General features: G+C 71.7%; 24 protein-coding genes. 12 read left to right on the forward strand and 12 right to left on the reverse strand.

What is annotated here, in order from left to right; all coding sequences use genetic code 11:
• Nucleotides 1-23: 23 nt before the first annotated feature.
• Nucleotides 24-1,565, reverse strand: a complete 1,542-nt coding sequence (locus tag ABZ953_RS11970) for an alpha/beta hydrolase (protein WP_361720757.1) — start codon at nt 1,563-1,565, stop codon at nt 24-26.
• A gap of 17 nt (nt 1,566-1,582) precedes the next feature.
• Nucleotides 1,583-1,984 (reverse strand): DUF4190 domain-containing protein, encoded by a 402-nt coding sequence (locus ABZ953_RS11975; protein WP_361720760.1) that lies wholly within the window; start codon nt 1,982-1,984, stop codon nt 1,583-1,585.
• 139 nt (nt 1,985-2,123) lie between these two features.
• Between ABZ953_RS11975 and ABZ953_RS11980 the strand changes: the two genes are divergently transcribed.
• The 4 genes from ABZ953_RS11980 to ABZ953_RS11995 all read left to right on the forward strand — a co-directional run bounded on the left by ABZ953_RS11980 (nt 2,124) and on the right by ABZ953_RS11995 (nt 8,253).
• Nucleotides 2,124-3,377: a histidine kinase gene (locus tag ABZ953_RS11980; RefSeq protein WP_361720763.1), complete on the forward strand. Its 1,254-nt coding sequence runs from the start codon at nt 2,124-2,126 to the stop codon at nt 3,375-3,377.
• Nucleotides 3,374-4,087, forward strand: a complete 714-nt coding sequence (locus ABZ953_RS11985; RefSeq protein WP_361720766.1) for a response regulator transcription factor — start codon at nt 3,374-3,376, stop codon at nt 4,085-4,087. Before ABZ953_RS11980 ends, ABZ953_RS11985 begins: the two co-directional genes overlap by 4 nt.
• Nucleotides 4,088-4,235: 148 nt before the next feature.
• A complete protein-coding gene (locus ABZ953_RS11990) occupies nt 4,236-6,839 on the forward strand; it encodes an MXAN_6230/SCO0854 family RING domain-containing protein (RefSeq protein ID WP_361720769.1) in 2,604 nt (867 codons plus the stop codon).
• 250 nt (nt 6,840-7,089) lie between these two features.
• Nucleotides 7,090-8,253 carry a spermidine/putrescine ABC transporter substrate-binding protein gene (locus tag ABZ953_RS11995; RefSeq protein WP_361720772.1) on the forward strand — a complete coding sequence of 388 codons (1,164 nt, stop codon included), beginning with the start codon at nt 7,090-7,092 and terminating at the stop codon, nt 8,251-8,253.
• Nucleotides 8,254-8,286: 33 nt separating this feature from the next.
• Here the strand turns inward: ABZ953_RS11995 and ABZ953_RS12000 are convergent, their stop codons facing one another.
• The 5 genes from ABZ953_RS12000 to ABZ953_RS12020 all read right to left on the reverse strand — a co-directional run bounded on the left by ABZ953_RS12000 (nt 8,287) and on the right by ABZ953_RS12020 (nt 11,520).
• Nucleotides 8,287-9,267, reverse strand: a complete 981-nt coding sequence (locus ABZ953_RS12000; RefSeq protein WP_361720775.1) for an alpha/beta hydrolase — start codon at nt 9,265-9,267, stop codon at nt 8,287-8,289.
• A gap of 126 nt (nt 9,268-9,393) precedes the next feature.
• A complete protein-coding gene (locus ABZ953_RS12005) occupies nt 9,394-10,515 on the reverse strand; it encodes an epoxide hydrolase family protein (RefSeq protein WP_361720778.1) in 1,122 nt (373 codons plus the stop codon).
• An 11-nt stretch (nt 10,516-10,526) separates the two neighbouring features.
• Nucleotides 10,527-10,994 (reverse strand): MFS transporter, encoded by a 468-nt coding sequence (locus ABZ953_RS12010; protein WP_361720781.1) that lies wholly within the window; start codon nt 10,992-10,994, stop codon nt 10,527-10,529.
• A gap of 8 nt (nt 10,995-11,002) precedes the next feature.
• Nucleotides 11,003-11,263: a hypothetical protein gene (locus tag ABZ953_RS12015; protein WP_361720784.1), complete on the reverse strand. Its 261-nt coding sequence runs from the start codon at nt 11,261-11,263 to the stop codon at nt 11,003-11,005.
• Nucleotides 11,260-11,520, reverse strand: coding sequence for a hypothetical protein (locus tag ABZ953_RS12020; protein WP_361720787.1), 261 nt, complete (start codon nt 11,518-11,520; stop codon nt 11,260-11,262). The genes ABZ953_RS12015 and ABZ953_RS12020 overlap by 4 nt, the downstream gene beginning before the upstream one ends.
• Nucleotides 11,521-11,686: 166 nt before the next feature.
• Between ABZ953_RS12020 and ABZ953_RS12025 the strand changes: the two genes are divergently transcribed.
• A complete protein-coding gene (locus tag ABZ953_RS12025; RefSeq protein ID WP_361720790.1) occupies nt 11,687-12,271 on the forward strand; it encodes a CGNR zinc finger domain-containing protein in 585 nt (194 codons plus the stop codon).
• Here the strand turns inward: ABZ953_RS12025 and ABZ953_RS12030 are convergent.
• The 3 genes from ABZ953_RS12030 to ABZ953_RS12040 are packed head-to-tail and all read right to left on the reverse strand — an operon-like array spanning nt 12,244 to nt 14,920.
• Nucleotides 12,244-13,131: a DUF72 domain-containing protein gene (locus ABZ953_RS12030; RefSeq protein WP_361720793.1), complete on the reverse strand. Its 888-nt coding sequence runs from the start codon at nt 13,129-13,131 to the stop codon at nt 12,244-12,246. The two genes, ABZ953_RS12025 and ABZ953_RS12030, sit on opposite strands and share 28 nt — an antisense overlap.
• Nucleotides 13,132-13,154: 23 nt before the next feature.
• Nucleotides 13,155-13,835 carry a glycerophosphodiester phosphodiesterase gene (locus tag ABZ953_RS12035; protein ID WP_361720796.1) on the reverse strand — a complete coding sequence of 227 codons (681 nt, stop codon included), beginning with the start codon at nt 13,833-13,835 and terminating at the stop codon, nt 13,155-13,157.
• 20 nt (nt 13,836-13,855) lie between these two features.
• A complete protein-coding gene (locus ABZ953_RS12040; protein ID WP_361720799.1) occupies nt 13,856-14,920 on the reverse strand; it encodes an adenosine deaminase in 1,065 nt (354 codons plus the stop codon).
• Nucleotides 14,921-15,227: 307 nt separating this feature from the next.
• Here ABZ953_RS12040 and ABZ953_RS12045 point away from each other — a divergent pair, with 307 nt between their 5' ends.
• On the forward strand, nt 15,228-15,797 hold the full coding sequence (locus ABZ953_RS12045; RefSeq protein WP_361720802.1) for a DUF4190 domain-containing protein: 570 nt from the start codon (nt 15,228-15,230) through the stop codon (nt 15,795-15,797).
• Nucleotides 15,798-15,835: 38 nt separating this feature from the next.
• Here ABZ953_RS12045 and ABZ953_RS12050 read toward each other — a convergent pair whose 3' ends face one another.
• Nucleotides 15,836-17,155, reverse strand: a complete 1,320-nt coding sequence (locus ABZ953_RS12050) for an aminotransferase class I/II-fold pyridoxal phosphate-dependent enzyme (RefSeq protein WP_361720805.1) — start codon at nt 17,153-17,155, stop codon at nt 15,836-15,838.
• A gap of 65 nt (nt 17,156-17,220) precedes the next feature.
• Here ABZ953_RS12050 and ABZ953_RS12055 point away from each other — a divergent pair, with 65 nt between their 5' ends.
• On the forward strand, nt 17,221-18,522 hold the full coding sequence (locus ABZ953_RS12055; RefSeq protein WP_361720808.1) for an MFS transporter: 1,302 nt from the start codon (nt 17,221-17,223) through the stop codon (nt 18,520-18,522).
• 10 nt (nt 18,523-18,532) lie between these two features.
• Here the strand turns inward: ABZ953_RS12055 and ABZ953_RS12060 are convergent, their stop codons facing one another.
• On the reverse strand, nt 18,533-19,090 hold the full coding sequence (locus ABZ953_RS12060; RefSeq protein ID WP_361720811.1) for an NADAR family protein: 558 nt from the start codon (nt 19,088-19,090) through the stop codon (nt 18,533-18,535).
• Between the two features lie 218 nt (nt 19,091-19,308).
• Between ABZ953_RS12060 and ABZ953_RS12065 the strand changes: the two genes are divergently transcribed.
• The 5 genes from ABZ953_RS12065 to ABZ953_RS12085 all read left to right on the forward strand — a co-directional run bounded on the left by ABZ953_RS12065 (nt 19,309) and on the right by ABZ953_RS12085 (nt 25,166).
• A complete protein-coding gene (locus tag ABZ953_RS12065; RefSeq protein WP_361720814.1) occupies nt 19,309-20,811 on the forward strand; it encodes a gamma-aminobutyraldehyde dehydrogenase in 1,503 nt (500 codons plus the stop codon).
• Between the two features lie 61 nt (nt 20,812-20,872).
• Nucleotides 20,873-22,123 carry a spermidine/putrescine ABC transporter substrate-binding protein gene (locus ABZ953_RS12070; RefSeq protein ID WP_361720817.1) on the forward strand — a complete coding sequence of 417 codons (1,251 nt, stop codon included), beginning with the start codon at nt 20,873-20,875 and terminating at the stop codon, nt 22,121-22,123.
• A 120-nt stretch (nt 22,124-22,243) separates the two neighbouring features.
• Nucleotides 22,244-23,413 carry an ABC transporter ATP-binding protein gene (locus tag ABZ953_RS12075; protein ID WP_361720820.1) on the forward strand — a complete coding sequence of 390 codons (1,170 nt, stop codon included), beginning with the start codon at nt 22,244-22,246 and terminating at the stop codon, nt 23,411-23,413.
• Nucleotides 23,410-24,354, forward strand: a complete 945-nt coding sequence (locus ABZ953_RS12080; RefSeq protein ID WP_361720823.1) for an ABC transporter permease — start codon at nt 23,410-23,412, stop codon at nt 24,352-24,354. Before ABZ953_RS12075 ends, ABZ953_RS12080 begins: the two co-directional genes overlap by 4 nt.
• Nucleotides 24,354-25,166, forward strand: coding sequence for an ABC transporter permease (locus tag ABZ953_RS12085; RefSeq protein WP_361720826.1), 813 nt, complete (start codon nt 24,354-24,356; stop codon nt 25,164-25,166). Before ABZ953_RS12080 ends, ABZ953_RS12085 begins: the two co-directional genes overlap by 1 nt.
• Nucleotides 25,167-25,181: the final 15 nt, after the last annotated feature.

Below are 25,181 nucleotides of genomic sequence, written 5' to 3' on the forward strand. Positions count from 1 at the left end.
TCAGTACGTGCGGGATCAGTACGTCAGGGGTGGCGGTCGCGTGGTCGGCAGGTCAGGTCATCGGCCGGGAGCCTGCCCGTGGTCAGGTAGGCCGTGGCGCTCCTGTCCGCACAGGAGTTGGTGCCGTTGACGATGTGCCCCTCTCCACCGACGACAGTGACCATCCGGGAGCCGCGCAGGGCCCGGTGCATGGCCCGAGCACCGGCCAGGGGCGTCGAGGGGTCCCACTCGTTCTGCAGGATCAGCGCGCGGACGGAGTTGTCCACCTCTGTTCTGGGCTCGCTGCCCGGCTGCCAGAAGGCACACGGCTTGATGCCGGACGCGAAGTCGCCGGACAGCGGATACCGGGCCCTGTCGCGGATCGCGTCGCTGCGGTACCGCTCGGGGTCGCGCGGCCACGATGCGCGGGTGTCGGCGCAGAGGACGGCCCAGGTGCCCGAGGCGTCTCCGTCGGAGGGAAAGCCGGGGGCGGGCTCCGGCGGCCGACGGCTCGCGGGCTGTCCGGAAGTGCCGTACGGAGGCGGCTTGCCGCTCTCGGCCGCCCTCTTCAGCCCGGCGACCCACGCGGCGGCTTTCCGGACGCGGGAGAACGTGTCGCGCTGGGCGCGGATGATGTCACCGGTGAAGCGCGTCCCTTCGTAGTCGACGGGTTCGCGGTCGGCCCGTGCGACCAGGCCCCAGAAGGTCCCGCGCACCTCGGCCGGGGTGCGGCCCAGTGCGTACGTCGCGTGGTGCCGGGCGGTCCACTCGGCCCAGCGCGCGAAGGCGGGCTCGGCCCTCTTCGCCATCGCCTGGAACATGCCGCGCCCGTAACCCGTGGGATCGGCCGCGCTGTCGAGGACGAACCGGTCCGTTCGCCGGGGGAACAGCTGCGTGTAGACGGCGCCGAGGTAGGTGCCGTAGGAGAACCCCAAGTAGGAGATCTTCTTCTCACCCAGCACGCCGCGGATGACGTCCATGTCGCGCGCGGTGTTGCGGGTGGTGAGGTGGCGCAGCGTGGCACCCGCCGCGGCCCGGCACTTGGCGGCCACCGTACGGGCCCACCGCACGTCCTTCGCGAAGGTCCAGGGCGTGTACGGGTGCTCCGCGTCCAGTTCGCCGCCGGTCAGACCGCAGCCGACGGGCGAGCTGCGCCCGACGCCTCTCGGGTCGAACCCGATGAGGTCGTACTGCCTCTGCACGTCCTTGGACAGCGCCACGACCGGGTCGACCGGCAGGTTCAGGCCCGGCTGGCCGGGGCCGCCGGGGTTGAGCAGCAGAACGCCGCGCCGTTCCTTCGCGCTGCTCGCCCTCAGCCGGGATATCGCGATGTCGATGGTCCTGCCGCCGGGATCGCCGTAATCCAGCGGCACTTCGAGAGTCGCGCACTGAAAGGCGGCGGGGCTTTTCGCGTCGCAGCGCTGCCAGTGCGGTTTCGGCTTCGGCTTCTGCCGCGCCGCGGATGGAGATGGCTCGGTCGCGACAGAGACGGTGCTGGGTGTCGGCGCTGATGTGGGTGTCAGCAGGGAGATGAGAACGGACAAGGCGCCGACGGCCACGAGAGACGGAACTCTTACGTTTCGCACCGCGTTTCGCACCACGGTCAGTCTCCCGTGAGCTGCTGGTGGACGCACTGCTCGTACTGCCGGAAGCTGTCGGGCTGATAGCACTCCTGCGTTCTGTCGGCGTACCAGAGCAGGGCAACGGCGACCAGGACGGAGACCGTGATCGCGAGGGCCGACGTCACCACGCCGGTGATGGCCTTGCCGCGGCCGACACCGGTCCGTCCGGACGCCACCAGCGCGATGATGCCGAGGACCAGGCCGACGGCGCCGAGCAGGCCGCCGATGAAGACGACCGAGGTGCTCAGGCCGATGATGCCGAGCACCATGGCGGCCCCGGCCGGGCCGGTCCTTTTCGGTGGTGGCGTCGGAATCGTCGGTGACGTAGGCCGAATTGTCGGCGTCATCTCTATCCCTTGCGTGTTCAGCAGCTGCGTGTTCATCAGCCGTCCTCCGGTCAACTGGTCAGGGCACGATCCTGACTTCCGGAGGCCCCGGCGCACATCGCGGGAAGGCGGGAGAATTTCCTCCCTCGATCGGGGGAGGACCCCCGGTGAGCTGCCCGGTCATACTGAGCGGACCATGATTGAGGGAATTCGGCCGCTGCTGCGCGGCTCCACGTATTCGGGCATGCTGTTCGCTTTGTGCGGCGCGATGGCGAGCATTCCACTGCTGCCTTTCGCCGTGCTGCCCGCGCTGGTGTGGCCATCCGCTCCCTATGGTGTGCAGGCCGCGCTGACCCTGTCGGTCTGGGCCGCGCTGATCGGCGCGGTCGGTCTTGCCCGCACCACGCGGCGGGCGCTGATCGCGTTCGCCCGCAGGCTGCTGGGGGTGACGTTGCCGGATCCCGCGGCATCGGGCGGCGAGCGACGGCGGACTCCGCTCTGGCTGGTGCTGCACGTGGCGCTGGGGTGGACGGGTGCGCTGGTCGGCGGTGTGCTGCTGCTCGCGGGTCTGACCCTGCCGTTCGGCGCGCTGCGCCCCGAGGCGGAGCTGAGCCTCTTCGGCAGGTCGGCGCGGGTGGCGGGCGGCTGGCAGAGCTGGGTCTCGGCGCTCGGCTGCCTGCTGCTCGCCGCGGTCGTGTGTGTGGCCGTGTCGAGTGCTCTGCGGTGGTCGGCGCCCAGGCTGTTGGGCCCTTCGCCGGTCGAGCGGCTCGCGCTCGCGGCCGAGCGGGAGCGGGCCCTTGCCGAACGCAACAGGCTGGCCCACGAGTTGCACGACTCGATCGGACACACGCTGACGGCGACCACGATCCAGGCGGCGGTGGCGGGCGAGGTGCTCTCCGCCGACCCGGTGGCGGCGCGGGCCGCCCTGCGCAGCATCGAGGAGTCGTCACGGGCCGCGCTCGAGGACCTGGACTACGTACTGGGCGTGCTGCGCGAACAGCAGGCGGAGACGGCGCCGACCCGGACCCTTGCCGACCTGCCCGAACTGCTCGACCGGCTGCGGCACGCGGGCGCGGTGGTGGAGCCGGACCTTTCGGGCGACCTGGCGCAGGTGCGGGGGACGCTCTCGCGGGCGGCGTACCGGATCGTGCAGGAGGGGCTGACGAACGCGCTGCGGCACGGGGCGGGCGGTCCCATCGAGGTCCGGGTGGCGGCCGCGCCGGACAGCCTGGAGCTGAGCGTGGTCAACGCGACCGGGGCGGGCTCGGGTACGGGTGCGGGTGCGGGTTCGAGAGCCTTCCCGACGTCCGGGCACGGCCTGCCCGGACTCGCCGAGCGGGTGCGGATGCTGCACGGTGAGATCGAGGCGGGACCGGCGGGACCGGGGGGACCGGACGGGCAGCGGTACTGGCGTCTTTCGGTCCGGCTGCCGGTGCGGGCGTCGGTGTGACCGACCTCAGCGACACCCCCACCGGCAGCCCCGTCGGCACCCCCGCCCCGATCACCCTCCTGATCGCGGACGACGACGAGGTGACCCGCAGCGGGCTGCGCACGTTGCTCGCGGCGCAGCCGGGGATCGCGGTGGTCGGGGAGGCCGCCGATGGCGTCGAGGCGGTCGAGCAGGCGCGGCGGCTGCGGCCCGACGTGGTCCTGATGGATGTGCGGATGCCGCGGCGCAACGGAATCGAGGCCACCCGGCAGCTGCTCGCCGAATCGGCCGAACCGCCGCGGGTCGTGGTGATCACCACCTTCGAGAACGACGACTACGTCACCGCCGCGCTCGGCGCGGGAGCCAGCGGGTTCGTGCTCAAACGGCTTCCTGTGCGGCAGATCGCGGAGGCGGTGCGGGTGGTGGCGGCGGGAGAGGCGATCCTCTTCCCGACGGCTCTGCGCCGGATGGTCGCCGCCCGCCCGCTGGACTCCGCGGCGGCGCTGCCGAAGGCGGCGCTGACCGGGCGGGAGGAGGAGGTGCTGCGGCTGATGGCCACCGGCCTGTCCAACCCGGAGATCGCGGAGATCCTCACCGTGACCTTGGAGACGGTGAAGACACACGTCGGGAACGTGCTGACCAAGCTCGGCGCGCAGAACCGGACCCACGCGGTGGTGATCGCGTACGAATCGGGTCTGGTGGTACCGGGGTCGGCCCGCGGCCCGCGGTAAATCGTGTGACGCCTGGTCAGCCCCCGCGTACCGTTGCGTACGCGGGGGCGGCTCCGCGGTGTGCTTCCTTCTTTCTCATCTCTGTAAAAGATCCGTAGCGCACCCACTCTCCGCCCCCGCTTCTCTCTGCATCACGGGGTGGGACCTGATGACGACGATGACGAGCGCCGACGACCTCGCCGGGCTGCTGCTGCGCCGACGGCAGAGCGTGTACGTGACCGAGGGCACCGGACGGACCGCCGTGACCGACGCCGCCGTCGTGGTCCTCGAAGCCGAACTCGCCGACCGCGGGCACCTGCTGACCGCCCCGCTGCGCCGCGCCCTGACCGCGCTCTCCGTCGACGGACTCGCCGCCACCGGCCGCGAGATGCTCGCCGGCGTCGACGCCCTGATGGGCTCCGACCGGCACCACGCGCCGCTCTTCCGCCGGTTCCCCGACGAGATCCTGTACCAGTACGCCCGCAACCACTACGTCGACGCCGTCGTCGCGTACCTCGCCGCGCAGCCGCACCAGCCCTGCATGAACTGCGGGAGCGCGAAGGCCCGCGTGCGCGCGCTCGGTCCCTGCGCGCACCTGCTGTGCGAAGGCTGCGTCGAGAAGATCGACAACTGGGGCTGCTGCGAGGAGTGCTGCGTCTGGTACGCCTGCCCCATCTGCGAGGAGCGCTACGAGACGGACGGGCCCACCGACCCCTGGCTCGACACCGGGGCGGGCCGCGGCGGCGACGGCGGCGCGATCCTGCGCACCCTGCGGCTCGGCGCGCCCGGCGACGCCGCGGCCGAACTCGCCGCGCTGCTCGCCCGCCGCACGCCCCTGAGCCCCCAGGACCACGACGACCTGCTGCTGCTCCTCGGCACCGTGCGCCCGGCCGACGCCGCCGACTGGCTGCCCGCCGAGATCCCGCTGCGCGAGAGCAAGGCCCTCGCCCTCGCGCCGCTGCTCGAACTGCCCGAGGCGATGCCGCTGGTCGCGCGGTACGCGGACACCGCCACGGACGTGCTCCGCCTCGTCGTCGTACGCTCCGGAGGCGACCCCGACCTGCTCGAACTGCCGCGCCTGCGCGGTCTTCCCCGGCCCGTGCGCCGCGCACTCCTCACCCTGCTCGACGGATTCGACTTCCGGCGCCTCGCCGAGGACATGGCCCGCCACCCGCGCGCGTGGAAGCGGCTCGGCGAAATCCTGCACCCCTTCGAACAGGCGGGCCGCCACGCGCGCGTGGCGCTCGCCTTCGCCGCCCTGCGCGGGACCCGCGTCGGTGACGGCGCGCTCGGCGAGGTGCTGCTCGCGGAGGCGGCCCGTCACGCGGACGTCCGCATCGTCGGGGACCGGCTGCGGATCGTCACCTGGCAGGGGCGCGTCGAGGAGGCGCTCGCCCGCTGGGACGTCCCGGCCGCCGTCCGGCTCCTGGGCGAACGCCCCGGCGAGCTCCTTCGCCGCCTCGACCTGCTCCTTGCCCGCTCCGGCTCGACGACCCTGCCCGCCGCGGTCGGCGAGGCGCTCGCCGACGCCCTGCCGCGCTCCGGTCCCGGCCCGCTGCTCGGCGCGTACGGCCGGATGAAGATCCGTGCCGTGCCGGGGCGGCGCCGCGTCTTCTTCCCGCGCGGGCGCGTCACCCGGGCGTTCGCCGTCGAGGACCACCGGCCGCCGCTGCCCGCCCTGGTCGCGGGCCGCGCGGGCGAGCTGATCGAGGCCGAGGCGGTGCGGCGCCTCGCCGAGCGCGCGGGGGAGCGGTACGACGTGGCCGTCCTGGACGCCTCGCTCGCCGACCTGCCGGTGCCGTTCGCCGAGCGGGCGTCCGCGGCCTCGCTGGTCGCGGTGTCGCGCGGCAGCTCGCTGCCCGTGCCCGCGGACGGCGAGACCGTGCGGCTCTTCCTGCACTGGATGCAGCCCAAGGGCACGCGTGTCGACCTCGACCTGTCCGTCGCGCTCTACGACGACCAGTGGCGCTTCGTCGGCCTCTGCGACTACACGCACCTGCAGTACGCGGGCGGCGCCGCCCGGCACTCCGGGGACCTGACCTCCGCGCCCGCGCCGAACGGCGCCACGGAGTACCTGGACCTCGACCTGCCCCGGCTCGCGAACGCGGGCGTGCGGTTCGTGGTGCCCGCGGTGCTCTCGTACAACAACGTCCCCTTCGACGAACTGCCGGACGCCTTCGCGGGGTTCATGGCGGTGGAGGGCAAGGGGCGGGCCGTCTACGATCCGCGCACGATCCGGCAGCGCTTCGACCTCGCGGGCGACGCGACGCTGCGCGTGCCGATGATCGTCGACCTGCGGTCGCGGCGCGCGTGGTGGACGGATGTCACGGTGGCCACGGACGAGGGCAACCACTCGGTGTGGCGTTACAAGCGGCAGTTCGGGCGGATGGGGAACGATCTGCTCGACACCTTCCAGCCGTGCGGCCGGGCCACCCTGTGGGACCTGGCCTGCTGGACGGCCGCCGCGCGCACCGAGGGCACGGTGTACGTGCGCGGCCGCGGCCACGTCCTGTGGGGCTACCGCCGTGCCGAGGACGAGCCGCGCGCCGACTTCGCGCTCCGCATCCGCGACGGCTGGGAGCCGGACGCGCTGTGCGCCGAGCCGGAGCTCACCGACCGGCGCGTGCTGCTCGCGCTGCTGCACGGCGAGCAGAAGGGCGTGGACAAGGCGGCGTCCGGCACGGCGTACCGCCTCTACCCGGGGCCCGTCGACGCGGCGCCGCTGGAGCGGGTCACGGCGGGGGACTTGGCGGCGTGGCTGGAGCCCGCGTGAGGCGGGCCGCGTGATGCGCGCCGGGTGACCGGCCTCGGGCGGGCGGTACCCGGGTGTCGAGTGGCGGGTGCCGGGTGCCGGGTGCCGGGTGCCGGGTGCCGTGTGTCGAGTGCCGGGTGCCGAGTGGCCGGTGCTGGCTGATCGACAAGGTGTCGGCTCCTCGCGGCGCGGCTCGACGCTGCGTCCATTGCGGGGGCTCCGCGCGCGGGCGCATGCTGCCGGGGTGCGAGCGAACCCCATAGCCTCCTCCGTGTCCCGCCGTTCCCTGCTGCGCGTCCTGGGCGGCGGTGCCGCCGTCGGCGCCCTCGCGGGATGCGGTGTGCCCGCCGCGTACATCGCGCCGGACGAACGCGCCGCGGGCGACCGTTCGGCGCGGGACAAGAAGCTGATGTTCGCCAACTGGCCGCTGTACATCGACACCGACGACGAGAACAAGACGAAGCGCCCTTCGCTGGACGCCTTCGAGAAGCGGACCGGCATCGACGTCCGCTACACGGAGGAGATCAACGACAACGACGAGTTCTTCGGCAAGATCAGCCCGTCCCTGATGAACCACCAGGAGACCGGCCGCGATCTCATCGTCATCAGCGACTGGATGTGCGCCCGCTTCGTGCGGCTCGGCTGGGTACAGGAGATGGACCGTGCCCGGCAGCCGAACGTCACCAAGTACCTGGACCCGCTGCTGCGTTCGCCGCACTTCGACCCCGGGCGCCAGTACACCGTCCCGTGGCAGTCGGGCATCACCGGCATCGCGTACAACAAGCGGAAGGTCGGCCGCGAGATCAAGCAGGTCTCCGACCTGTGGGCCGACGACCTCAAGGGCCGGGTCACGCTCCTCTCGGGCCTCGACGAGGCGTTCGCGCTCCTCCTCCAGGGCGACGGCGTCGACATCACCAAGTGGCGGGCGGACGACTTCCACCGGATGTGCGACAAGGTCGAGAAGATGGTGGACAGCCACCACATCCGCCGCTTCACCGGCAACGACTACATCAAGGACCTCTCCAGCGGCGACGTCCTGGCCTGCCAGGCCTACAGCGGCGACGTCATCCAGCTCCAGGCGGACGACCCGGACATCGAGTTCGTCGTCCCCGAAGAGGGCGGGGAGCTGTGGGCCGAGTCCCTGATGATCCCCAACCTGGCCCGCCACAAGCGGAACGCCGAGCGGCTCATCGACCACTACTACGAGCCGGAGGTGGCGGCGGAGCTCGCCGCCTGGGTCAACTACGTCTGCCCGGTCCCGGCCGCCCGCGACATCCTCGCCTCCGCCAAGGACAAGGAACGCGCCGCCCTCGCCGAGGACCCCCTGATCTTCCCGGACGACGCGATGCGCGAGCGGCTCAAGATCGCGCGGGACATCACGTCGAAGGAGCGGACCGAGTTCGCCAAGCGGTGGAATTCGCTGGTGGGGTTGTAGCGGGCGACGGTTCCGACTGACTCGTACGGGACGTCAGTCCGCCGCCAGCACCCGCTCCAGCCAGGAACGACGGGCCTGCCACGCCGCCCGGCTGATCACCGCGTCCGGGACCACCAGGTCGAACGTGTGATAGCCGCCGGACCACACATGCAACTCGGCGGAGCCGCCGGCCCGCCAGATCCGGTCGGCGTAGGCGACGGCCTCGTCGCGCAGCGTCTCCGCGGAGCCGACGTCGATGAAGGCGGGCGGCAGTCCGGACAGATCCGTGGCGCGGGCAGGCGCGGCGTAGGGCGACACGTCCGGGCCCCCACACTCGGAACCGAGCAGGGCCTGCCACCCGAAGCCGTTCCAGCCACGGTCCCAGACGTCGACACCGTCCATCTGATGAGCCGAAGCACTGTCGTTGCGGTCGTCGAGCATCGGGCACATCAGCAACTGCCCGGCCAGCCGCGGACCGCCCTTGTCGCGCACCGACAGACTCAGCGCGGCGGCCAGGCCCCCTCCGGCACTCGTCCCCGCGACGACGATCCGGTCCGCGTCCAAGCCGAGTTCGGCCGCGTGCTCAGCGGTCCACAGCAGCCCGGCGCGGACATCGTCGAGCGGTGCGGGATGCGGATGCTCCGGCGCGAGCCGGTATCCGGCCGAGATCAGCGACGCCCCGAACCGCTCGGCCTCGTCCAGCAGCGGTTCGAGGAAGAAAAGGTGCCGCGGATCGCCGCTGAAGTAGCCGCCGCCGTGCACGAAGTAGATGGCCGGGCGCGGCGCGGCCGGGCCCGAAACGGCGGCAGGCGTGCAGATCAGCAGCTCGGCCTCCGACGTACCGGACGCCCCGGGAACCGAGCGCGACGTCACCTCGAACCGCCCGCCCCGCCGCAGCTCGTCGAGCATCGGCACCTCAGCGGCGTCTTCGGCCCGGACCTTCGGCAGCCGCTCCAGGCTCATCGCGCCCGAACCGGCCTCACGCACCGCCCGGTACCCGTCAAGCAGCGCCGCATCGAAAGGTATCGCCACCATCAGTCCACCTTCGTCGGAATTCGCGCGCCACCCTCGGGGATGGCGATCGGGTGCTGTAGATCTTGCTCGACCACCACGTGGTGGTGCCAGGGTGGCGCGGACAGTCAGCGGACAGCCAGCGGACAGTCAGCGGAGCAGGCGGAAGAACCCGCGCACCTGCTCGACCAGCGACTCCGGCTGCTCCAGGGCGGCGAAGTGGCCACCATGCGGCAGTTCCTCGAACCAGCGCAGGTCGGTGAACCGCAGCTCGGCCTCCCGCCTCGACGGACGGGTGATGTCGCGCGGGTAGACCGAAAGTCCGGATGGGGCGGTCACCCTGTCCCGGAAGTCGGCGAAGCTCTCCCAGTACAGGCGCGCCGACGACGTGGCCGACGCGGTGAACCAGTAGACCGAGATCTCGTCGAGGATCGTCTGCCGGGACAGAGCGTCCTCGGGATGGCCGTCGTTGTCCGTCCACGCCCAGAACTTCTCGGCGATCCAGGCGGCCTGCCCCGCCGGGGAGTCGGTCAGGCCGTAGCCGAGCGTCTGCGGCCGGGTCGCCTGGATCGCCGAGTACCCCCGGCCGGTGCGCCGCATCTCCTTCTCGGCCTCGAGATTCGCCCGCTCCGCGGGCGTCGGGTCGTCGAACGTGCCCGCCGCCACGGATCCCAGGTTCAGGTGCACGCCGACGACCCGCTCGGGCGCCACCTCGCCAAGCGCCCCGGACACCGCCGAACCCCAGTCACCCCCCTGCGCGCCGTACCGTTCGTAACCCAGCGAGACCATCAACGTGTCCCAGGCGCGCGCGGTGCGAGTGATGCCCCACCCGGTCGTCGACGGCTTGTCACTCCAGCCGTACCCGGGCAACGACGGCGCGACCACGTGGAACGCGTCCGCCGGGTCACCGCCGTGCGCGCGCGGGTCGGTGAGCGGGCCGAGGACCTCCAGGAACTCGAGCACCGAACCCGGCCACCCGTGCGTGAGCACGAGCGGGAACGCGTCCGGCTCCGGCGAGCGGACGTGCAGGAAGTGGATGCCGAGGCCGTCGATCGTGTCGCGGTACTGCGGGAACACGTTCAGCCGCTCGGCGAACCCGAAGTCGTAGTCCTCGGCCCAGCTGCGGCAGAGCTCTTGCGCGTACGCCAGCGGCAAACCCTGTGACCAGTCGTCCACCGGCTCGCGCTCGGGCCACCGTGTCCGTCGCAATCGTGTACGCAGGTCCGCGATCTCAGCTTCGGTGACGTCGACCGCGAATGGCTCGGCGGACATGGCAAGGCTCCTTACTGGTGGTGGTGGTGGTGGTGGTGGCGGCGGCGGTGGCGGCGGTCGGTGGTGGGGCGCCGGGTCAGGCTGAGGACGAGTCCGGCCAAGGGGAATGCCGCGAGCACCGCGAGGGCCACCGGCTCCGGCACGAGGCCGGACAGACCCGCGACCACAGCCGGACCGATCCCGCCACCCAGGGCGTTCATGAAGTTGAGCAGGCCCTGGGCGGTGTCGCGGTCGTCCGCGGTGACCAGGTCCGGCGCGAGGCTCATCAGTACGGCTTGGGCGCCGGAGAACCCGCACACGGTCAACGCCGTGCCGACGACAACGGGGATCGGCCCGGTGAAGATCGCGACCACGAGCACACCGACGACGGTGAGTGCCGCAGGCCCGGCCGACACCTGCCGACCGGTGAACCGGTCGGTCAAGGCGCCGACCAACCGCGCGGCCGGCACCGAGCAGGCGGCGGCCGGGACCAAGAGCACGCCTGCTTTCAGGGGCCACCGCCCGTGGCCCGCTCGATCAGGGACGGGGCGCGGAACAGCACCCCGTAGTAGCCGGCGAGTACCGACAGCACCCCCGCGCCGACGACGTCGAGCCGCCCGGTCGAGCCGATTTTCAGCTCGCCGCTACTGCTACTGCTACCGCTACTGCTCCGCGTCAGCGCGCGCCTGCTCGGCAGCGCGGTCGGCAGGAGGGGCAGCGCGAGGACCGGGATCGCGAGCACGGCACGCCACCCGAGCCATGCGGTCACCGCCCCGCCCAACAGCGTCCCGCACCCCGACGCCGTCGCGGCGGAAGGGCGGTGGCCGCGGCAAAGACCGCGATCACGGTCGCGCCCGCCCCGGCGCCGCCGATCAGTCGGCCGACGATCACGACGGACAGTGTCGGCCCGGCCCCGGCGAGCGCGGAGCCCGCGGCGAGCGTGACGACCCCGGCGACGAGGACGTGGAAGGCGGGCAGGGCCGCCGACGGTGCTCCCAGTGCCACGTACATCGGCAGCACAAGCATCCCCAAAGTCAGCCCCGGCCGACGCCCGTCCGGGGCGTCGGTTCGCTCCGGCGCCGGGGCCCCTCCAGACGAGATCATCTGCGGCGACGCCCCCCGACTGGGTATGGTGTGACACGCTAAGGCTCCTTTGGGTGTCACGTTACGGAGCAGTGAGGAGATACGTCAAATGCTGGATGCGTGTCACAGCCCATCGGCGGTCCAGACGGCCGTCGACCTGGCCAACACCTTGAGGCCGATCAAGGGAGAGGACGGGCTGGAGACCCTGGAGCAGCTCCGGGACTTCCTTGACGGCCACCCCGAGGCTGAGCCTCCGAGTTCGGCCGCGAACCGGGGGACCGCTCCGCGGCATCTCACCCGCGCCGACCTGGCGGAAGTCCGCGCGTTGCGCGAGACGGTGCGTGACGTGCTCGAACGGGCGACCGCGGACGCGGTCGAAGCCGCGGCACTGATCAACGACGGTCTGCGTCGCAGCCGCGCCACCCCGGTACTGCGCCACGAGGACGGCCGCTGGTGGACCGAGGTGACCTCCGACACCGACCGCTGCTCGGCGCACCTTGCCGCGACCACGCTCAGCGCACTGGCCGCCGTGATCGCCACGCTCGGTCCCGCTCGTCTCGGCGTATGTGCCGGGTCGGCCTGCCGGGCCACTTTCGTGGACCTTTCGCGCAACGGCTCGAAGCAGTACTGCACCCGGACCTGCGCACACCGGGCCAGCGTCGCGGCCTACCGGAGTCGGCGCGGCCCGAGTTGATGCGGGGCGTCGTCCCGCCGGGCCAGCAGGCGGCTCATCGTCTCCGCCGCGCGGACCGACGCGTCCGCGCAGCAGTTGTTGAACAGGACGTGGACCTCCTCGGACCGCTCCGCCAGGTGGCGTATGCGCGGGAGCCACTGGGCGAGTTCCGCCTCCGTGTAGGTGTGCCGGAACTTGTCCTCCTTGGAACCGGTGCCCCACGCCTCGTTCCGGCCGTGGAAGCGGACCACCGCGTGCCGGGGAGCGGTGACCGGGGTGACCGGGGGCATGGAGTGCGGCAGGCCCTGCGCCGTGTCGACCGCCACCGCCGCCAGGCCGAGGTCCGACAGGAGCGCGGCCGTGCCGGGCCGTCGGCTCTCGCTCCACCAGTCCGGGTGCCGGAACTCCACGGCCACCGGCCACCCCGCGGTGCGGCGCGCGCACTCCGCGAGCGCGTCCCGCGCCCTGCTGCCCGGGGTGAACCACGGCGGGAACTGGAAGAGCAGGGTCCCCAACCGGCCTGCGGCGCGCAGCGGTTCGAGCGCGTCGCGAAAGCGCTGCCACACTTCGTCGACGAGCTCGGGGCCCGCCGGCCGACCGCGCAGGTCGGGCGGGAGGGCCGCCTGCCGCGTCCGGTGCCCGGTGAGCATCGAGAACGCCTTCACGTCGAAGCGGAAGCCGTCCGGCGTGCGCTCCGCCCACACGTGGCTGTTACGGATCTGGGGGAGTGCGTAGTACGTCGAGTCGACCTCGACGACAGGGAAGCGGCCGGAGTAGTGCCGCAGTCTCCCCGCCGAGTCCCGCAGGCCCGGCGGGTACCAGCCGCCGGCCAGCAGCGCGCGGTCCGTCCACGAACAGGTCCCCACCAGAATCTCGCTCATCCGGCCCGGGTACCCCGAGGAGCTCAGGAGGTGCGCAGGGCGGCCAGTACGTCGACGCGGTTGGTGGTGATCGAGTCGACGCCCGCGTCGAGCAGGCGGCGCATCGAGCGGCGCGTGTCGGGGGTCCAGGCCGAGACGAGCATGCCGTGGCGGCGCACGTGGATCGCCAGTTCGCGGTCGACAAGCGGGAAGCGGTAGTTGAGCCAGCGCGGCTTCACGGCGTCGAGCAGGACGGGGCGGGGCGGGGCCAGGGTCGTCCAGGTCAGCGCGATCTCCGCGCCCGGATCGGCCGCGCGCAGGGCGAGCATCGTCTGCCCGCCCGCGCAGTAGTACACCCGCTCCGCCGCGCCGCACTCCGCGACGGCCCCGACGACCGCGCGCACGTCGTCGTGCGTGGCGCCCGGCAGGTCGATCATGAGCCGGTGCCCTTCGGTGGCCGCGAGGGCCGCTTCGAGGGTCGGTACGCCGCCCTCGGTGAGGCCGTCGACCTCCGCGGCGGACAGCGCGGCGAGCGGCCGGTCGCACTCCCACAGCCGCTTGAGCGTCGCGTCGTGCAGCAGGACGGGCACGCCGTCGCTGGTCAGGCGGACGTCGACCTCCACCGCGTCCGCGCCCCTGTCGAGCGCGGAGCGCAGGGACGGGAGGGTGTTCTCGCGGACGCGGTAGGGATCGCCTCGGTGGGCCACAGCAGTCACGGTGCGCATGGGCCCATTGTGGTGCCGTCCTACCGGGCGAGCCACGTCTGCGTGTACGTGTCGATCTCCGCCGCGATCCGGGTCTTGCCTGCCGGGTCGAGGAACGACGCCTCCACGGCGTTCTTCGCGAGGGCCGCGATGCCGCGCTCGTCGAGGCCGAGGAGACGGGCCGCCACCGCGTACTCGGTGTTCAGGTCGGTGCCGAACATGGGCGGGTCGTCGGAGTTGACGGTGACGGTCACCCCGGCCTCCACGAACTGCCTGATCGGGTGCTCGTCGAGGGTGCGGACCGCGCGCGTCGCGATGTTCGAGGTCGGGCAGACCTCCAGGGGGATGCCGTGCTCGGCGAGGTGGGCGAGCAGCTTCGGGTCCTGCGCGGAGGTCGTGCCGTGACCGATGCGCTCGGCGCCCAGGTGGTTCAGGGCGTCCCAGACCGTCTCGGGCCCGGTCGTCTCACCGGCGTGCGGCACCGAGTGCAGGCCCGCCGCGATGGCGCGGTCGAAGTACGGCTTGAACTGCGGGCGCGGGACGCCGATCTCGGGCCCGCCGAGGCCGAAGGAGACCAGGCCCTCGGGGCGCAGCTTGTCGGTGGTGGCAAGGCGGACCGTCTCCTCGGCCGCTTCGAGGCCGGCCTCGCCCGGGATGTCGAAGCACCAGCGCAGCACGGTGCCGAACTCGCTCTCGGCGGCCTTGCGGGCGTCCTCGATGGCGTCCATGAAGGCGCGGTCGTCGATGCCGCGGCGGACGGAGGAGAACGGGGTGAGGGTCAGCTCGGCGTAGCGGACGTTCTGCCGGGCCATGTCGCGGGCCACCTCGTAGGTGAGCAGGCGCACGTCCTCGGGGGTGCGGATCAGGTCCACGACGGAGAGGTAGACCTTGATGAAGTGCGCGAAGTCCGTGAACGTGAAGTAGTCGGCGAGGGCCTCGGGGTCGGTCGGCACCGCGGAGTCGGGGTGCCGGGCGGCCAGCTCGGAGACGATGCGGGGGGAGGCCGAGCCCACGTGGTGGACGTGCAGTTCCGCCTTGGGCAGTCCGGCGATGAAGGCGTGCGGGTGGCCTGCTGTCGCGGCTGAGGTCTTCTGCTGCTCGGTCACGGTTTCCTCCCCAGGAACGGGTTTGATCGGCTGATCGGTGGGTCGGGGATCATCGTAGGCGGCGGTCGGCGCGGAGAAAGCTGGGGCCGTAGCATGACGGAACGTACGAAAGAGGTGACCCGTCATGTCCGCGAAGCCCGAGGACGATGCCGTGCCCGGCGCGGGGGCGCCCGGGGCGCCTGAGACGCCGGAGGAGCGGGATCCGTGGGCGCCGCCCGCGGAGGGCTCGCCGGGGCCGGGGACTTCTCCGGGGGCATTTGCGTCGCCGTCGCCTTCGCCCCCGTCTTCACCTTTGCCCCCGTCACCTGTGCCCGCGTCGCCGATGCCCCAGGCGGGACCGCAGGGCGGCAACCCCTTCGCGGCGCCCGGCGAGCCCGTGCCGCCGCCCCCGATCTCGCCGGACGGGCCGGGACAGGTGCCGTACGGGTATCCGGCGCAGCACGCGCCCGCCGGGCCCGCCGGGTACCAAAGCCACACGGGCTACCCCGGCTACCTCGGCTACACGGGCTATCCGGGGCACCCCGGCGGCCAGGGCGGACCCGGCTACGGGTGGCCCGCCATGCCGATGGCGCCCGCGAACGGCATGGGCGTGAGCGCGCTCGTCCTCGGGATCATCGCGGCCGCCGGTTTCTGTCTGTGGCCGCTGGCGATCGTCCTCGGCATCCTCGCGGTGATCTTCGGTGCGGTGGGGCGCGGGAAGGCGCGGCGGGGCGAGGCGACGAACGGTGGGCAGGCCCTTGCCGGGATCATCTGCGGAGCCGCGGGCATCGTCCTGGGAGTGGCGCTCCTGGTGATTCTGATCGTGCTGCCGGACGACTACACGGACGCGGGGTCCCCGCCGGACGACCCGGGCTATTCGGCGACATCGGTCACATAGGCCACCTCGCCCACCTCGCCCACCTCGCCCACCTGGGCTCAACCCCCGTACGTAGCCTCCGACTCGCCGAGCACGGCGGCGAAGTCCGCGGCGAGGCGGGCCGCGTCCGGCATCTCAAGCGCGGACGTGGTGATGCGCACGGCGGTGGGCGTGGCGATGCGGAACCGCGTTCCCGCGGCCACCCACCACCCCCGCGAACGCAGCCCGTTGACCACCGCGGACTCGTCTCGCACGGGCACCCAGACGTTCATCCCGCTCGCCCCCCGCGCCGTGATCCCGTGCCCCGCGAGCTCGCGGATCAGCGCTTCGCGCCGCTCCGTATAGGCGCGCTCGGCCCGGCCCACCACCTCGCGCGTCGCGGGGTCGTTCACCGTCCGCTCGACCGTCTCCTGCAGTACGTGACTGACCCACCCAGAGGTGAGCAGCATCCGCCCCTCGTGCCTGGCCAGCGTGGTGGCGTCGCACGCGAGGGCCGCCCACCGCAGGTCGATGCTCAGATGCTTGGAGACGGTGCGCACCTGCGCCCAGCGCCGGAGTCCGCCGGTCGCCAGTGAGTGCGGGGCCGCCCCCGCCACCTCGGCGTTGTGGTCGTCCTCGACGACGAGTACGTCCGGGTAGCCGCCGAGGGCGTCGAGCAGCGCCTCCCGCCGCGCCGCCGTGAAGCAGCCGCCCATCGGGTTCTGCCCGCGTGGGCTGCACACCAGGGCCCTTGCGCCCGCCCGCAGCGCGCCGCGCAGCGCGTCCGGCCTGATGCCCTCGTCGTCCACGGCCACCGGCACCATGCGGAGCCCCAACGCCGGTACGAGGTCCAGGAGATGGTGGAAGCCCGGGTCCTCCACGGCCACCGCGTCACCCGGCTTCAGCTCCACCGAGAGCAGCCGGGCCATGCAGTCGAGCGCTCCGTGCGCGAAGGTCACCCGGCCGTCGGGCACCCCGTCCCGCGCGAACCACTCCCGGGCCAGCTCCTCCAGGCCTGCCAGGCGCGGTGCCGCGCGGTGCGAACCGCTCACCGGCTCCACCCGGCCAGGTGGCATCAGGACCGGAAGGAGGGCCGAATCCGGATGCCCGCCCGCCAGGTCGCGCACTCCCCGCGGTGCCCGGGGCGGCCTGCGGGCCGCCACCGCGGGGGCCTGCGCCACGACCGTTCCGCCCCGGCCGCGGGTGACCACGATCCCGCGCTGGCGGAGTTCCTTGTAGGCCGTGGCGACCGTGCCCGCGCTGACCCCCAGATCGTCCGCGAGCCTGCGCACCGGAGGCAGCGCGGCGCCCGGCGCCAACCCGCCGTCGGCCACGGCCTGTTCGACCGACGCGGTAATGCCCTTGGCGGTCGAGCCGCTGATCACATATTGTGCTGCCACGTAACCAACTATGTACCGGTACAAAAGATTTCGTCAAGCCGACATCAGCACGTCCAGGGGGATGGGTGAGCCTCAGTCGTCAGCGGGCCGCGTTGTACGCACGGATACCAGGGGGTGCCGACGGCCGCCGCATGCTCTGGATCGCCCTGATCAACAAGGCGGGGACCGGCCTCTGGATGGGCGCGGCCGCCCTCTACTTCACCCTGGTCACCGGGTTGTCCGTCGCCGAGGTCGGCGTCCTCCTGGGGGTCTCGGGCGCCGTCGGCATCGCGGGCGCGCCGCTCGCCGGTCACCTCGCCGACCGCTTCCCGGTCACCCGCGTCATCATCGGCGCCCAACTCCAGCAAGCCGTCGCGCTGCTGGCGCTGCTCACGACGGACGACTTCGCGCTGCTCCTGCTGTACTCGGCCGTCAACAGCCTCGCCGACCGCGGCGCCAACGTGCTCACCAAGCTGTACGCCGCCCGGATCGCGGGCCCGGACCGCACCACGTACCAGGCCGTGCAGCGCACCGTCTCCAACGCGGGCTGGGCGCTCGGCGGTCTGGCCGGTGCGCTCGCTCTCGCCGTCGGCACCACCCACGCCTACCAGGCACTGCTGGTGGGCAACGTGGTCAGCTTCCTCGCCGCCGCGGCCCTCACCCTGCGCTGCGCCGAACCGCCCTCACCGTCCCGGCTGGTCACCGGCTCGACGGCGACCTCCGCACCCGGGCCCCCGAGTCCGCCCGCCAGCCCCTGGCGCGACCGCTCCTACCTGCTCTTCACCGTCACCGAAGCGGCCCTCTTCCTGGACGACGCGGTGCTCCAGGTCGGCATCCCCCTGTGGATCGTCCACGCCACCGACGCCCCGCACGGCCTCGCGCCACTGCTCATGGTGCTGAACTGCGTGCTGGTCGTCTGCTGCCAGGTCCCGCTGTCCCGGTTCGGCAGCACCCCGGAGCGGGCCCGCGCCCTCCTGACCCCTCTGGCGTGCTGCTTCGTCGTCGGGTGTGCCGCGCTGACCGCGTCCGCGCTCGGCGGCGCGTGGCTCGCCGTCGCCGCCCTCACGGTCGCCGCCGTCGCCCTCACCTTCGCGGAGATACTGCACGCCATCGCCTCCTGGGAGCTCTCGATCGCGCTCGCCCCGGACGATGCCCAGGGCGCCTACCTCGGGGTGCACGGCCTGGCCTCCTCGGCCCAGCGCAGTGGCGGGCCGCTGCTGGTTACGGCCGTGATCGCGGCGGGCCCGCTCGCCTGGCCGGTCCTCGGCGCGGGTGTGCTCGTGACGGTGGCGGCGCAGCGCCGTCTCGTACGGAAGCGGCTGGTCCGGCAGGGCCCCGCGGCGGATCACGCCGTGGCGGACGATGCCGCGGTGCCGCGGGCGACCTAGGGCTCGTGTTTCAGAGGCGGGCGCGCGCCTCCATGAGGGCGAAGCCGAGGAGGTTGGGCCCCTGCCACTGCGCGGGGTCCTCCGCCCGGGGGTCGTCGGCCGCCAGGCCGATGCCCCAGATGCGGTCGAGGGGACTCGCCTCGACCAGGACCCGGTCGCCCGTGCCCAGGAGGAAGTCGCGCAGGGCGGGGTCCGAGGCGAACTTGTGCGTGCTGCCCCTGACCACGATCTCGAAGCGCTCGCGCGTCCATGTCTCGTTGTCGAAGCCCCGTACGAGCCGCCCCGCGGTCTTCGCCTCCGCCGGGGTCCGGGCCGAGAGGGCCACCCGCTCCGCCTCCGGGTCGTCGAAGAGGCGGGCCTTGGCGGCCATCATCCAGTGCTCGGCCGTCGCGTACTCCACGCCGTCCACGGTGAACGGCGAGGGCCACCACTGGCTGAGGCAGCTCGCGCCCAGCGTGCCGTCGCGTCGCGGGGCGTGGCCCCAGAAGTGCAGGTACTTCACCTTCTCGCCCGCGTGCACCGCGTGGACCAGGGCCTCCGTCGTCCGGATCGAGTCGATCTTCGTCATGCACGCGAGTCTGGCACGCACCACGGACACTCCGTCCCGGGTTTTCCGGGGGAACTCGACACCTGGTCAACAGTCGGTCGACAGATTTCGTCGCGTAACCAAAAGGCAACAACGGAATCACTTGTTGGGCTACCGCAGCTCTGCCAGGATCGTCACTCAAATCGATCTGGAGCTACGCCGACCCCCGCGGGACGGGGAGGGCGGCGGAGGAGAGCGTCATGCACAACTTCCAGGCGCAGGACCACTTCGCGGACGGCGCGCAGTTCATCGCCGGGCGGCTGACCAAGGGGACGTCGGGCACCAGCCATGCCGTCGTCGACCCCGCCACGGGCGACGAGGTCCACTCGTACGAGCTCGCCGGGAAGGCCGACGTGGACGCCGCCGTCGCCGCGGCCGCCGAGGCCTTCCCGGGCTGGGCGGGCGCCAGTCCGGGCGAGCGCTCCGACGCCCTGCACCGGTTCGCGGGCGTCCTGGCGGAGCGTGCCGAGGAGATCGCGCAGGCCGAGTCGCTGCAGTGCGGCAAGCCGATCAAGCTCAGCCGGGAGTTCGACGTCCCCGGGACCGTCGACAACGCCGCCTTCTTCGCGGGCGCGGCCCGGCACCTGCAGGGCCAGTCGGCCGGCGAGTACACCGGTGACCACACCTCGTACGTACGACGTGAGCCCATCGGCGTCGTCGGCTCCATCGCCCCCTGGAACTACCCCCTCCAGATGGCCGCCTGGAAGGTGCTGCCCGCCATCGCCGCGGGCAATACGATCGTCCTCAAGCCCGCCGAGCTCACCCCCTTCACCTCGCTCCTGTTCGCGCAGGCCGCCACGGAGGCCGGTATCCCGGACGGCGTCGTCAACATCGTCACGGGGGCCGGGCGCGACGCCGGTGAGCATCTCGTGGGCCACCCCGACGTCGCCATGACCTCGTTCACCGGGTCCACCGGCGTCGGCAAGCGCGTCGCCGAGATCGCCACCGCCACCGTCAAGCGGCTGCACCTGGAGCTCGGCGGCAAGGCGCCGTTCGTCGTGTTCGACGACGCCGATCTGGAGGCCGCCGTGCACGGCGCGGTCGCCGGTGCGCTCATCAACTCCGGGCAGGACTGCACGGCCGCCACCCGCGCGTACGTGCAGCGTCCCCTCTACGACGCCTTCGTGCAGGGCGTCGCCGACCTGATGGAGAGCGTGCGGCTCGGCGACCCGTTCGACCCGAGCACCGACATGGGGCCGCTCATCTCGCACGCGCACCGCGACCGCGTCGCCGGTTTCGTCGACCGGGCCCGGTCCTACGCGCGCGTGGTCACCGGCGGCGAGGCGCTCGCGCACCCCGGCGCGTACTACAAGCCCACCCTCATCGCGGACGCCGCGCAGGACAGCGAGGTCGTGCAGTCCGAGATCTTCGGGCCGGTGCTCGTCGTGCTGCCCTTCGACTCCGACGACGAGGGCATCCGGCTCGCCAACGACACCCCGTACGGCCTCGCCGCCTCCGCCTGGAGCCGTGACGTGTTCCGCGCCAACCGCGCGACCCGCGAGATCAAGGCCGGGTGCGTATGGGTCAACGACCACATCCCGATCCTCAGCGAGATGCCGCACGGCGGCTACAAGGCGTCCGGCTACGGAAAGGACATGTCCGCGTACTCCTTCGAGGAGTACACGCAGGTCAAGCACGTCATGTTCGACAACACCGCGGTGGTCCGCAAGGACTGGCACCGCACGATCTTCGGGGACCGATAGCCGACAGGCCACAGGCCGCGCGACCAGCGGCCGCCTTCCTCCCGAAAGGGCAACCACGCGTATGGAGCAGTACGAGCCCGAACGCCTCTCCCCGGCCCAACTGGCCGCCATGCACCGCAGTTTGCGGCGCGGCAGGGGGTCCCTGACCCGGCGTTCGCTGCTGCGCGCCTCGACGGGCGGCGCCTTCGCCGTCGGCGGTCTCGGCGCCCTGAGCGCCTGCGGGATCCCCGCGGCGGGCAAGAAGCAGGGCGAGGTCTCGTCGGAGGACCACTCGGCGGAGGAGAAGCGGATCGCCTTCTCCAACTGGGCCGAGTACATGGACGTCGACGAGAAGGACAAGAACCGGCGGCCGACCCTGGCGGCGTTCACGAAGCGCACCGGGATCACGGTCAAGTACACCGAGGACATCAACGACAACGTCGAGTTCTTCGGCAAGGTCAAACCGCAGCTCGCCGCGGGCCAGGACACCGGACGCGACCTCATCTGCGTCACCGACTGGCTGGCGGCCCGGTTCATCCGCTTCGGGTGGGTCCAGAAGCTGGACCCGGCCAACCTGCCGCACGCGTACGCCAACCTCTCCGCCCAGTTCCGCGACCCCGACTGGGACCCGGGCCGCGCCTACTCGTACCCGTGGACCGGCATCTCCACGGTCATCGCGTACAACAAGAAGGCCACCGGCGGGAAGAAGATCACCTCGGTGTCCGAGCTCCTCGACGAACCGAAGCTGAAGGGGCGCGTCGGGTTCCTCTCGGAGATGCGCGACACCGTCGGCATGACCCTCCTCGACCTGGGCAAGGACCCCGGTGACTTCACCGACGACGACTTCGACGCGGCCATCGCCCGCCTCCAGAAGGCCGTCGACAAGAAGCAGATCCGCCGCTTCACCGGCAACGACTACACCTCGGACCTCGCCACCGGCGACATCGCCGCCTGCCTCGGCTGGGCCGGTGACATCGTGCAGCTGAAGGCCGACAACCCCGACATCGACTTCCACATCCCGGACCAGGGCTACATCACGTCCACGGACAACCTCCTCGTCCCGAACAAGGCGCGCCACAAACGCAATGCCGAGCGGCTCATCGACTACTACTACGAGCCGGAACCCGCGGCTCACCTCGCGGCGTACATCAACTACGTCTGCCCGGTCGACGGGGTGCGGGACGCGCTCGCGAGGATCGACGAGGACGCCGCGTCGAATCCGCTGATCATCCCCAGCAAGGAGATGAAGGAGAAGTCCCGGGCGTTCCGGTCGCTCACGCCCGAGGAAGAGACCGCGTACGAAGAGAAGTTCGCGAAGCTTACGGGCGCGTAGCGCTCGAACGGTGCCGGTCGGCTGTTCGGCTGCCGGTCCGTTGTGGCTTGTCGCGCAGTTCCCCGCGCCCCTGAAGACACGGGACGCCTCCGCCCCCTCCACTTCTCCCTGGACCACACCATGACCACTGCTCAAGAAACCGGCGGCGACGTTCGTCTCTCCGGGATCAGTAAGACCTATGGCTCCTTCACCGCCGTGCAGCCGCTCGATCTCACCGTGCCGCAGGGCTCCTTCTTCGCGCTGCTCGGGGCGTCCGGCTGCGGCAAGACCACCACGCTCCGCATGATCGCGGGCCTGGAGGAGCCGAGTTCGGGGACCGTGCACCTCGGCGACCAGGACGTCACCGCCCTGCCGCCGTACAAGCGGCCCGTGAACACCGTCTTCCAGTCGTACGCGCTCTTCCCGCACCTGGACATCTTCGAGAACGTCGCCTTCGGTCTGCGCCGCCGCGGCATCAAGTCGGTCAAGGGCAAGGTCGGCGAGATGCTCGACCTGGTCCAGCTCGGCGAGCAGGCCCGCAAGAAGCCGCACCAGCTCTCCGGCGGCCAGCAGCAGCGCGTCGCCGTCGCCCGCGCCCTCATCAACCACCCCAAGGTGCTCCTCCTCGACGAGCCGCTCGGCGCCCTCGACCTGAAGCTGCGCCGCCAGATGCAGCTGGAGCTCAAGCGCATCCAGACCGAGGTCGGCATCACCTTCGTGCACGTCACGCACGACCAGGAGGAGGCCATGACCATGGCCGACACCGTGGCCGTGATGAACGGCGGGCGCGTCGAGCAGCTCGGCGCCCCCGCCGACCTCTACGAGAACCCGCGGACCACCTTCGTCGCCAACTTCCTCGGCACCTCCAACTTCATCGAGGCGGAGATCCAGGGAGGCGCCGCCAAGAACGGCGACGACCTGACCGTCAAGGCCGGTGACTGCAAGCTGACGCTGCCCGTCGCCCGATGTACCGGCCCCACCGCCACCGGCGACAAGGTCCTGGTCGGCGTACGGCCCGAGAAGATCGCCCTCACGCACGCCGACGACGCGGGGCGGATACCCGAGGGCCGCAACCGCATCACGGGCCGCATCGCCGACAGCAGTTTCATCGGCGTCTCCACGCAGTACGTCGTCCGCAGCCCGGTCTGCCCCTCCTTCGAGGTGTACGCGCAGAACATCGAGCGCGACGGCCGCCTCACCCCGGGCGCCGATGTCGTCCTGCACTGGAACCCGGCGCACACCTTCGGCCTGGACGCCGCACAGGACGTCGCGGCGGGCGTCGAGAAGGTCGAGGAGGAAGCCTCCGCATGACCACCGTGACCGACGCGCCACCCCCGGCCCCCGGGGCCGCACCCGACGACAGCGCCCCGGCCCCGCGCAAGCCCCGCAAGCGCGGCCGCCTGGTCCCGTACTGGCTGCTGCTCCCCGGCCTGCTCTGGCTGGTCGTCTTCTTCGCGCTGCCGCTGGTCTACCAGGCGTCGACCTCCGTACAGACCGGCTCGCTCGAAGAGGGCTTCAAGGTCACCTGGCACTTCGCCACCTACTGGGACGCGGCTGCCGACTACTGGCCGCAGTTCCTGCGCTCGGTGCTCTACGCGGGCGCCGCCACGGTCCTGTGCCTGCTGCTCGGCTATCCGCTCGCCTACCTCATCGCGTTCCGCGCGGGACGCTGGCGCAACCTCATCCTCGTCCTGGTCATCGCGCCGTTCTTCACCAGCTTCCTGATCCGCACCCTCGCGTGGAAGACGATCCTCGCGGACGGCGGCCCCCTCGTCGGCGCCCTCAACACCCTGCACGTCCTCGACGTCACCAGCTGGCTCGGCGTCACGGACGGCGACCGGGTCCTCGCCACGCCCCTCGCGGTGATCTGCGGACTCACGTACAACTTCCTGCCGTTCATGATCCTGCCGCTCTACACCTCGCTCGAGCGCATCGACGGACGCCTGCACGAAGCCGCGGGCGACCTGTACGCCAGGCCGTCCACGACGTTCCGCAAGGTGACCTTCCCGCTCTCCATGCCGGGCGTCGTCTCCGGCACGCTGCTCACCTTCATCCCGGCGGCGGGCGACTACGTGAACGCCGACCTGCTCGGCTCCACCGACACGCGCATGGTCGGAAACGTCATCCAGACGCAGTTCCTGCGCATTCTGGATTACCCGACGGCCGCCGCGCTCTCCTTCATCCTCATGGCCGCCATCCTCTTCATGGTGACCTTCTACATCCGCAAGTCAGGGACGGAGGATCTCGTCTGATGGCCGCTTTCTCCGCCGTGTTCCGCTGGCTTCGGCGCCATGTCATCGTCATTGCGGGTCTGCTGACGCTCGCGTATCTGCTGCTCCCCAACATCGTCGTGACGGTGTTCTCCTTCAACAAGCCGAAGGGCCGCTTCAATTACTCCTGGCAGGAATTCTCGCTCGACGCGTGGAAGGACCCGTGCGGCGTCGCCGACATGTGCGGCTCGCTCTCGCTGAGCCTCCAGATCGCCACCTGGGCGACGATCGGCGCGACCGTGCTCGGCACGATGATCGCCTTCGCGCTCGTGCGCTACCGCTTCCGGGCGCGCGGCGCGGTGAACTCGCTGATCTTCCTGCCGATGGCGATGCCCGAGGTCGTGATGGCTGCCTCCCTGCTCACGCTCTTCCTCAACATGGGCGCTCAGCTCGGTTTCTGGACCGTGCTCATCGCCCACATCATGTTCTGCCTCAGCTTCGTCGTGACCGCCGTCAAGGCGCGCGTCATGTCGATGGACCCCCGCCTCGAACAGGCCGCGCAGGACCTCTACGCAGGTCCCGTGCAGACGTTCCTTAGGGTCACACTGCCGATCGCCGCACCCGGCATCGCGGCGGGCGCGCTGCTCGCCTTCGCGCTCTCCTTCGACGATTTCATCATCACGAATTTCAACGCGGGCTCGACTGTGACGTTCCCCATGTTCGTCTGGGGATCCGCACAGCGGGGCACACCCGTTCAGATCAATGTGATCGGTACGGCGATGTTCTTCGTGGCCGTCCTTCTCGTACTCGCCGGAATGCTCGTCGGCAAGCGCCGCAACAAGCAAGCGAAATAGCGCACGCACCAATTC

The sequence above is a fragment of the Streptomyces sp. NPDC046465 genome (assembly GCF_040646035.1).
In the GTDB taxonomy this organism is placed as follows: domain Bacteria; phylum Actinomycetota; class Actinomycetes; order Streptomycetales; family Streptomycetaceae; genus Streptomyces.